Annotated in this window: 7 protein-coding genes; 2 read left to right on the forward strand and 5 right to left on the reverse strand. The window is 37.6% G+C overall.

Going from position 1 to position 5,247, the window contains the following annotated elements; genetic code table 11:
- The 3 genes from QAI40_RS16655 to QAI40_RS16665 all read right to left on the reverse strand — a co-directional run.
- Nucleotides 1–1,224, reverse strand: a 1,224-nt coding sequence (locus tag QAI40_RS16655) for an RNA-binding domain-containing protein (RefSeq protein WP_304511869.1), incomplete at its 3' end; no start/stop codon positions are given.
- Nucleotides 1,225–1,264: 40 nt separating this feature from the next.
- Nucleotides 1,265–1,621, reverse strand: a complete 357-nt coding sequence (locus QAI40_RS16660; RefSeq protein WP_304511870.1) for a hypothetical protein — start codon at nucleotides 1,619–1,621, stop codon at nucleotides 1,265–1,267.
- 233 nt (nucleotides 1,622–1,854) lie between these two features.
- Complete coding sequence (locus tag QAI40_RS16665; RefSeq protein WP_304511871.1) at nucleotides 1,855–2,229, reverse strand: NAD-dependent epimerase/dehydratase family protein; 375 nt, start codon at nucleotides 2,227–2,229, stop codon at nucleotides 1,855–1,857.
- A gap of 143 nt (nucleotides 2,230–2,372) precedes the next feature.
- On the opposite strand from QAI40_RS16665, the gene QAI40_RS17255 reads away from it, so the two are divergent.
- Nucleotides 2,373–2,633: a type II toxin-antitoxin system RelE family toxin gene (locus QAI40_RS17255; RefSeq protein WP_442875417.1), complete on the forward strand. Its 261-nt coding sequence runs from the start codon at nucleotides 2,373–2,375 to the stop codon at nucleotides 2,631–2,633.
- A gap of 2 nt (nucleotides 2,634–2,635) precedes the next feature.
- Nucleotides 2,636–2,986, forward strand: a complete 351-nt coding sequence (locus QAI40_RS16670) for a helix-turn-helix domain-containing protein (RefSeq protein ID WP_304511872.1) — start codon at nucleotides 2,636–2,638, stop codon at nucleotides 2,984–2,986.
- Nucleotides 2,987–3,427: 441 nt separating this feature from the next.
- Here the strand turns inward: QAI40_RS16670 and QAI40_RS16675 are convergent, their stop codons facing one another.
- Both QAI40_RS16675 and QAI40_RS16680 read right to left on the reverse strand, forming a co-directional pair.
- Entirely contained in the window at nucleotides 3,428–3,793 is a 366-nt protein-coding gene (locus QAI40_RS16675; RefSeq protein WP_304511873.1) for a glycosyltransferase family 2 protein, read from the reverse strand.
- Between the two features lie 3 nt (nucleotides 3,794–3,796).
- Nucleotides 3,797–4,996, reverse strand: a complete 1,200-nt coding sequence (locus tag QAI40_RS16680) for an O-antigen ligase family protein (protein ID WP_304511874.1) — start codon at nucleotides 4,994–4,996, stop codon at nucleotides 3,797–3,799.
- Nucleotides 4,997–5,247: the final 251 nt, after the last annotated feature.

The following is a 5,247-nucleotide window of genomic DNA, read 5'->3' on the forward strand; positions in this document are numbered from 1 at the left end:
AAAAGATATCAGCTGAGCCGAAACCGCTTGCTCGGTAACTTGCTCGGTAACTTGCTCGGATAGTGGAATGATAATTCTGAAAATATCTTCTTCCACAAGTTGCGGATCAGCACCTGAATACTTTTTTGTATAATTAAAAAGATTTTTCACACCTGAGCCAAGCTCATCAGCACGTCCCATTTCTTTAAATACCCGTGCGATAACAGGATTTTTCGGGAAGGGTGTAAAGTTTATCGGATCGATCAGGCCTTGCCCATTAGCTTTGTTTGCATTTTCCGTATAAACACAATCTTTTTTAATGATGAATTTTGCAGGAAACGGGTTTAAAAACTCACGATGGATCAAAATATTGGTGGCCACCTCCCTAAAAATCCTATCCCGCAAACTGACACGCTGATCTCTAATCAGATAAAATTTATCCGGCAGATGCTTTGCTGTAAATCCCATTAGCCTGTCATAGCTTTCAATCAGATTCGTTCTAATATCATCTCGATCATCATACCTGTCAATATTATCAGCCCTGAGCAAAGCATCCGTTTTATGGTGGGGCAGTATATTCAAAATGACATCGTCCTTGCCAAAAAGCAGGACAGCAGCCAGGGTAAAGCCTTGTTTTCCGGTTTGATAATCCTTATGAAACAGCCGGGCACTTTTTAAAAGTGCGAGATCATCCAGTTCAGCCCATGGGTGATCCGGCCGTTGACCCTTTGCAAGGCTTCTTACCCGCTGTATTAAGTCCGGTCGCAAATCTTCCAATACCACATAAGGATAAATCCGGTTTTCTGAATACGTACTCTGCTTACGGATATAAAGTTGAGCAACCAAATTGGTATTATCCGTAATATTGAAATCACCATCTTCGTTTCTGTCATAAATCCGATTATTGCAGCGGTGTACCTGAGAACTTTCTGGAATATCAAGCAAAAGAAGACGCTTCCCATCTATCTCAATCTCTTCCGGCAGAATATAAAGTGGCGGATTGATTTTCTGGGGGTTATTCAAAGATGTGACCAAATCCTTTTTCATCTGTTCAAGTGCTTCCGCTTTAATCCCAGTTATGCTGCAGTCATCCTTTACACCTAAAATAACCCGTCCCCCATTGCGATTAAGAAAAGCACAAATACTCTGGTATACATCACTATTTACCTTACTGTGGCTTTCTTTGAATTCCAAAGTGAGACCTTCACCATTTGAAATAATATTTTTTAAATTTTTTATGATCATTGATAATTCAACTCAGTTAATTGATTTTAAAAAATCCTCATTACACCTCACCAAAAACAGAAGACAGAGAATGTTTCGGACAAAACCCTGTATCCAGCATCCGTTTATTATCAAATACCAGACTATTTGCAAGTTTATTATAAAAGGAATGGATCCACCCGGCCTTACGCTGGAAAAGCAACCCTGCCCCCATGGTCAGGCACCGTATAAAAAACAGGGGGATTTTTACGATAACTTTATTGGGCTGAACCCTGGATTTTTGAAAAACATGAATAATTTCGTTAAAAGAACATGCCTTCTCATCACAGACATTAAAAATATTAAAATCAGACCCATCGCGTTTTTCAATCCTGTGTCGTATAAAACCAACAAGGTTCTGTCTCGAAAGTATTGACATGCGTTGTTCTCCTGAGCCGAATTTTAAATAAAAAAACTTTTTAGGTCCGAAGACCCGTTTTTCTAAATTCAGGCTCCAAGTCGTATCATAGACCGGTGCTAACCGGAAAACATCTATTTTATTTATAGCATCACAATCATATATATTTTTCAGCGCAATTTCCGCATTCAACTTGCTAAACGCATAATCGCTTGCGGGGTGACAGTCTTCTGTTTCATTTATTATAGATTCTTTTACCCTTCCTCCCCATATACAGAAACAGAAGATAGAAAAATAAACTGAACTTCTGAATTAATCCCGGATGCAATTTCTGCCAAGTGTTTCGTGGCTGTAGAATTTATATTTTCATACACCTCTTTGTCCAAAGGCTTGAAAATATTTTGATGGGCAATACCGGCACAATGAACAACCACATCAGGAGAATGAATAGTACAAATTGATTCAAGCGTGTCTTTATCCGCAATATCCCCTTTTATGGGTATATAGTTCTTTTCCGGTTCTGCCAGCGGACTTCTGTCAAATGCAATAATTTTATAATTCTTCAATAAATCCTGACAGACAGCTTGTCCAATAAATCCGGCCGCTCCGGTCACAAGAATCGTTTTCATACCCCTCTAATCCTGACCTCAGGTTTTAGTCTATTCTATTTAGTCAATACGACAAACTAAAATGAGTCAATAATAACGGCGAACCCAGTTTAACTTAAACCTTAAACCTTGACAATATATCCTTTAAAGCTATAATATAAATTATGTATCAATTGAAATACAGGCGGCAGGCAAGAAACTATCTGGCACGCCTGCCGGTGAAAATAAAATCGGCCATCGTGAATAATTTGCACGAACTTGCGGAAAATCCTGACAGTGCCTCTCTTAATATCGACATCTTAAAGGGACGAGAGGGCTTTCGTCTCAGAGTGGGGCAGTATCGTGTCATCTATACACGCCAGGATGACCAGCTAATAATAGAAGTAGTAAAAATCCGCCCACGGGGCGACATTTACAAGAGGTGAATATGGAATACCAGACAATTAAGGAAAATGGAAAAGTAAAATTTGTTGTACTACCCTTCAAATCATTCCAGACTATCCTTGATCGTATAGAAGATGAATCTGATCTGCATGACATCCGTGAAGCTAAGTCTGAACCGCTATATGATCAGAACGAAGCGGAAGACTATATTTTTATAAATCCTGTCAAACGGGAGCGCCTTGAAAAGGGGTGGACACAGAAAGAACTTGCCAGTCGAATCGGGGTAAAACAGTCAACCGTGGCAAAATGGGAACGGGAAGGCGCTGTTTATCGCAAGGCAACCAGACAAAAGTTAGCGAAAGTTTTTGGAATAGGCGAAACAAGTTTCTCTTAACCCCCATATTATGAGAACTTCAGTTTCATACCCCTCTAATGCGGCCTCCTTTTATGTGGCCGATTGACGAGCTGGAAAACTTTAAATATGTATTTTGAAAACACTTTTATCATATTCGTATTCACATTGTTTTCCCTGCATGCCCTTACAATCTCTCTATTCAGTATCCAGTTGCTTTTCAGATTGCTGGTACTGACACCTCCAGTCCGCATTTTGACCAGAACTTTGGGCAGGTAACTATAGGATATCTTATGGGTCCCCAAAAATCTTAGCAAAAGTTCAAAATCAGACGCTATAGCATAATCCTCTTTAAAGAGTCCATATTTTTCATGGCAATCTCTACAAACGAAAAAAGCAGGATGTGCCGGCATATGGCCGTACGCAAACCTCTTTGGAGTGAACCCCTCGGAGTTATAGTATCTTACGATTGTATTCAAATTTTCAGGGGCAACATAAACCAGGTTGCCCGTAGACTGCCTCTACTTTCTTCTTTTTAAACTCTTCAACAACGACAGAAATACACGCATTGTCATAAAAGACATCGTCTCCGTTCAATATACCCACAATTGATCCGGATGCCAGTCTTATACCCTTGTTCATGGCATTATAAATTCCATTGTCCGGTTCAGAAACAAAATGCCGTATTTTTGAACGGTTCCGCTCTATGATGTCCTGGGTCCCGTCTGTGGATGCCCCATCAATAATAATATGCTCAATAAAAGGATAATCCTGGTTTGCAACCGATGTAATGGTATCTTGAATCGTTTTATGACAATTGAATGTAACGGTTATAATTGAAACTTTCATTCTTTAATTCTTTTTATAATTGCTATCCTGAAAAAAAGTAATATCTGTTATGGCCGCACACTGATTCCTGTTTTCTCTAATATCTTTACTAAGCCCCTGTTTATACGGATTATAGCTGTCACTTGCACTGGTTCTTATTTTAAGAACCCGGCCTTTGATTCCAGGGATATGATAATATTTGTGCTTTGTGCCTTTCTTTTCCCATGTCACACGGTCAATCAATTTGTCATTAACGTATGTTTTCATTTCAAGGATACCGGAAGATAAATTTTCAGGGTCAGCATACATGCTAAAACCAAAATAATCAGTTTCTGCATTAACTTTTTTGCGTGACTGCTTATCTGTCCAGCGCATTTCGACATTACGTATCCTCTGAGGTTTATACAAACCATACTCATACAATCCTTTTACCTCTTTTTTTACATAAAACAAATTATAGGCATGTCCCGCGATAACCATAAAAACAAGTAAGCACAAAATTCTGGATAAATATTTTGTTTCAAAATTCAGTTTGCTTTTTTCCAAATCAGTGTTTAGGGGAAAAGCTATTACAAACAGGATATACCAGAAAAGAAATTGGTGTGTTGATAAAATAAGGTGATGGCTTGATAACATTGAAAGCAGGTATGCAGATAGCCCGAGTAGCAATCCTTTGGCGTGAACATTATTTGTTGCCTGAAGCAGCCCCGCTCTATATATAAAAAATAAAATTAACAGAAACAGAAACAATGCGGGAATACCTAATTCAGCAGCAAAGTGAAAATAATAATTATGTGCGTTTCTGAGTCCGCCGGAATTTGCTTTGTCCTTAGAATAATAATTTGAAATTTTAAAAAAAGATCCAACACCGCTTCCGGTTAAGGGAAATTCTTTGATAATTTCCAAAGCCCGATCCCAGGCATGAAGTCGTACGATTACAGTCTCTATTTTTAACACTTTAGAATAATTCATCCGATCAGCATATTTTTTTGTAAAATAATTTTTAGGTACAAATTCAGGAACTGAATAAAGAAAAATCATTATCCCTATAATAAAACTTGCCAGTAAAATAATCTTTTTCCGCTTTATTAAAACCATAATACCCCAAATGGCTCCAACAGATAAAAAAGAAATCACTGCCGCAAAGCTTCCGGACAAAAAAATAAAAAGCAGGAGGGACAAAGCAAATAAAATCTCAAAATTGATATTTCTTTTTTTAAACACTATAGAGCCTCTTGCAGAAACTATGAATATTAACCAGAAATAGTTTTTGGACGGCCCGCTTCTTTATTTTTTTACTTTATTTTTTGTTTTTTTACCAGAAAAAAGGCTATAAAAGGGTGTTGAAATCAATTTATAATTTACAGAATTTACATAATAATTTCAAATTGTTGTGTTGCAAAAGCCTCTGTTTTCGTGTATTATTTTTATTCGCAAAAACAAAAAATTATAAAACAAAAACAGAGGCAATATGC

It is taken from the genome of Desulfobacula sp. (assembly GCF_030611305.1).
Lineage (GTDB): Bacteria > Desulfobacterota > Desulfobacteria > Desulfobacterales > Desulfobacteraceae > Desulfobacula.

Bases quoted from the DNA above. Each gene is read 5' to 3' on its own strand.
- QAI40_RS16665 (WP_304511871.1), bottom strand. From the start codon at position 2,229: ATGAAAACGATTCTTGTGACCGGAGCGGCCGGATTTATTGGACAAGCT.
- QAI40_RS17255 (WP_442875417.1), top strand. From the start codon at position 2,373: ATGTATCAATTGAAATACAGGCGGCAGGCAAGAAACTATCTGGCACGC.
- QAI40_RS16670 (WP_304511872.1), top strand. From the start codon at position 2,636: ATGGAATACCAGACAATTAAGGAAAATGGAAAAGTAAAATTTGTTGTA.
- QAI40_RS16675 (WP_304511873.1), bottom strand. From the start codon at position 3,793: ATGAAAGTTTCAATTATAACCGTTACATTCAATTGTCATAAAACGATT.
- QAI40_RS16660 (WP_304511870.1), bottom strand. From the start codon at position 1,621: ATGTCAATACTTTCGAGACAGAACCTTGTTGGTTTTATACGACACAGG.